Source organism: Microvirga aerilata (genome assembly GCF_016743775.1).
Classification (GTDB): domain Bacteria; phylum Pseudomonadota; class Alphaproteobacteria; order Rhizobiales; family Beijerinckiaceae; genus Microvirga; species Microvirga aerilata.
The window spans coordinates 1-3,128 of the sequence record NZ_JAEQMY010000211.1 but is presented as its reverse complement, the minus strand read 5'-3'; the positions used below and the strand labels follow the sequence as shown (position 1 = coordinate 3,128).

The following is a 3,128-nucleotide window of genomic DNA, read 5'->3' as shown; positions in this document are numbered from 1 at the left end:
TACACCACGGTGAAGACCGCCTACACCTTCGACGGCAACGGCCCCTACGTGCCCAAGACGAAGTCGAGCGAGTAAGCCACGACGGTTCGGATAGCTGGGCGGTGCAACACGTGTTGCACCGCTCTGATCACCTAAGACAGACGAGAGTCCTTTGATCCAGACAAATTATGGCTCTCTCAAAGGCAAGACCGTTCTCATCACCGGCGGCGCCAGCGGCATCGGCGAGAGCATCGTGCGCTCGTTTCATGCGCAAGGCAGCAAGGTCGCAGTCCTCGATTATAACGCCGAAGCCGGTCAGGCTCTCGCAAAGGAGCTCGGCGAGCGCGTGCATTTCGAGCACAACGACGTGCGCGACATTCCCGCTCTGCAGGCTGCGATCCGCCGTGCGAGCGATGCGGTGGGACCCATCACGATCCTCGTCAACAACGCCGCCCGCGATGACCGTCACACCATCGATGAGGTGACGCCGGAGTACTGGCGCGAGCGCTTCGCCACCAATCTCGACCACCAGTTCTTTGCAGCGCAGGCCGTGCTGCCGGACATGGACAAGGCGGGCGGGGGCTCGATCATCAACATGGGTTCGACGAGCTACATGGTGAGCGACGATGCCTTCGCGGCCTACAAGACCGCAAAATCCGCCGTGGTCGGCCTCACCCGGGCACTGGCGCGGGAGCTGGGCGACAGGAATATCCGCGTCAACTGCCTGGTGCCGGGCTGGATCATGACCCAGCGCCAGATCGACCTGTGGCTCACGCCCGAGGGCGAGAAGGAGCTGCTCAAGCGCCAATGCGTGAAGCGCAAGCTCGTGCCGCAGGATATCGCCAACTTCACGCTCTTCCTCGGCTCGGACGATTCCAGCGCCATGTCGGCGCAGACCTATCTCGTGGACGGCGGCTGGGTTTAGTCGCGCTTGATCGTCGGGCGCCTGAAGCTCGTGCGGCGCTTCCACTTATTGATCCGGCTTGGGCGATCTTGAACTACGCGGCATAGCGGAATGGCTGATGCCTGAAGTAGCTCCGGCTTCGTGCGGGCAGCTTTAACAGCCGCCGCATGTGGCTGATCACGGTATGCTTGAGTTCGGGCTTGCTACGGGCCGGCGGCTGGCGGGTCACGGCTTGCTTAAGGTCGGCGTTCAGGCCCTCGTCCGGGTTCAGCTCGGGACTGTAGGAAGGCAGGTGGAAGACCTCGATCTGCTCCGTGCGTGCGGCCAACCAGTCCTGCACCGCCCGGGCCCGATGGACCGGCAGGTTGTCCCAGATCAGAAACACCTTGCCGTTGGCATCCTGGATCAGCCGCCCGAGAAAGCGGATCAGGCTCGGAGCATTGACGGCTCCATCGAGCACTATCCAGCGCAACTCGCCCTTGTTGGTCACAGCCGAGATCAGGCCCAGACCCGCGCGCTTGTGGCTGGGGCGCACCACTGGCGTCCGGCCTCGTGGAGCGAAGCTGCGGCCACGCACGTCGTCGGAGCGCAAACCGATCTCGTCCCCCAGAAGATCGTGCCCTTCTCTTCTCTGGCTTGCGCCACGATGGCGGGGTAGTCGTGCCGCAGCCAGCGCCGCACAGCCTTCGGTGACTGCTCATCGGCCTGTCGGAGCGGCTTCTGGGCCGTGAAGCCCCAGCGCGCCAGATAGGTGCCGATGGTGCGCACTGCCAGCCGGACCCCACAATGCCGCTCGATCAGCATCCGCACCGCCGCCCGGCTCCACAGGGCGAAGGGCAGGCCGAGTTCGTCGGGCGTGTGCCGGCTGATCTCAGCGCGGATCTGCGCTTCCTGTTCGGCCTCGAGAAAGCGTCCTGTGCCGGGTGTCGGGCCCCGCGGCTGGCTCGCCAATCCGGCCAGGCACTGCTCGCCGAAGCGGCGGCAGATATCGAATACGCCTGTCCGGGTCAGGCCCACCTGGGCGGCAATGGCATCATAGGTCAGGCCGCTCTCGCGCAGTCCGACGACCTGCCGCCGACGCTCTTCTTGCGCTGCTGCGGGCAGCTTGCGCATGTCGACATGTTTCATCCCGCCAAACTGGATCGCTCGGCCCCGGATTTCAAAATCACCCAAGCCGGATCAATAAGATCCGGCAGGCTCAGATTGTAGGCCAGAAGCCAGTAGACACAGAATGGGACCGCAGAATGGTCAGAATGTCTGCCCATGAACACGTAATCCTCTGCTACTGAGCCTTCATGATGCATGAAATTCTTGGATAACCGGTTTCAGAGAGAACCAATTTGGACGCCCCGTCACAGTAGCTAGAGCACCGGACGGTTAAACGGACGCATATCCAGCAGCCTTGAGGAAGTTCCAACATTCTTGCGGCTCAAACAAATCGCAGATGTCGCCAAGGGCCCGCCAGAGCGCGTCAAAGGTGCGGGCTTCGGCCTTGCGCAGGTGTGCCTTGATCTTGGCAAAGGCCTGCTCAATTGGATTAAGATCAGGCGAATAAGCCGGCAGGAACAGGAACCAGGCGCCTCTTTGCTTCAGGCACTGCGCGGCTTTCTCACTCTTGTGGACGGCCAGGTTGTCGAGGACCACCACGTCACCTTGGCGCAGGGTCGGCGCAAGCTGTGTCTCGATGTAAGCCTCAAATGCCAACCGGGTGATCGGACCATCGATCACCCACGGGGCGCTCAACGCGCTGCACCGCAGCCCTGCAATGAAAGTGTGGGTTGTCCAGTGACCGAAGGGAGCTTTCATGCGCAACCGCTGGCCTTTGCGCGAGCGCCCCCGCAGGCGGGTCATCTTGGTGTTGGCGGAGGTCTCATCCAGGAACACCAGCCGGTGGGGCTCTTGGCGCATGCGCGGCTGACGCTGGGTATGCCAGACCCGGCGCTCATCCCGCACGTTGGCGCGTGCGCACTCCGCCGCCATGAGGCATTTTTTTATATGAGAAGCCGCACCGGCACAGGAAGCGCGAGAGCCTCGCGGGAGCAGCCAGGATCCCGTGCTCGTCCAGCAGCCGAGCGGCCAGTTCAGGCATGGTGATGGCCGGCCTTGCCTCAACGGTCTGGATCAGGAAGCTCTCATAGGGCACCAGCTTGCCGCCTCCGGGCGGGCGGCCTTGCCGGGCCGGCGCGAGGGAGCCGGACTGCCGCTGGCGTTGCATCAGCTTGATGGCGCAGCTGTCGCTGACGCC

The 3,128-nt window shown here is 63.4% G+C and carries 2 protein-coding genes and 2 pseudogenes; 1 reads left to right on the top strand and 3 read right to left on the bottom strand.

Annotated features, from left to right (window positions below; genetic code table 11):
• Positions 1-154 precede the first annotated feature (154 nt).
• Entirely contained in the window at positions 155-904 is a 750-nt protein-coding gene (locus tag JKG68_RS31575) for an SDR family NAD(P)-dependent oxidoreductase (protein WP_376773248.1), read from the top strand.
• Positions 905-977: 73 nt separating this feature from the next.
• Here JKG68_RS31575 and JKG68_RS31570 read toward each other — a convergent pair.
• The 3 genes and pseudogenes from JKG68_RS31570 to JKG68_RS34075 all read right to left on the bottom strand — a co-directional run.
• Positions 978-2,011, bottom strand: a pseudogene (locus JKG68_RS31570) (IS630 family transposase).
• A 249-nt stretch (positions 2,012-2,260) separates the two neighbouring features.
• Positions 2,261-2,863, bottom strand: a complete 603-nt coding sequence (locus JKG68_RS31565; RefSeq protein ID WP_246516115.1) for an IS630 family transposase — start codon at positions 2,861-2,863, stop codon at positions 2,261-2,263.
• Positions 2,826-3,128, bottom strand: a pseudogene (locus JKG68_RS34075) (hypothetical protein); the annotation flags it as partial. The pseudogene JKG68_RS34075 and the gene JKG68_RS31565, both read right to left, overlap by 38 nt.

Coding starts and splice junctions, on each gene's coding strand:
- JKG68_RS31565 (WP_246516115.1), bottom strand. CDS start 2,863: ATGGCGGCGGAGTGCGCACGCGCCAACGTGCGGGATGAGCGCCGGGTC.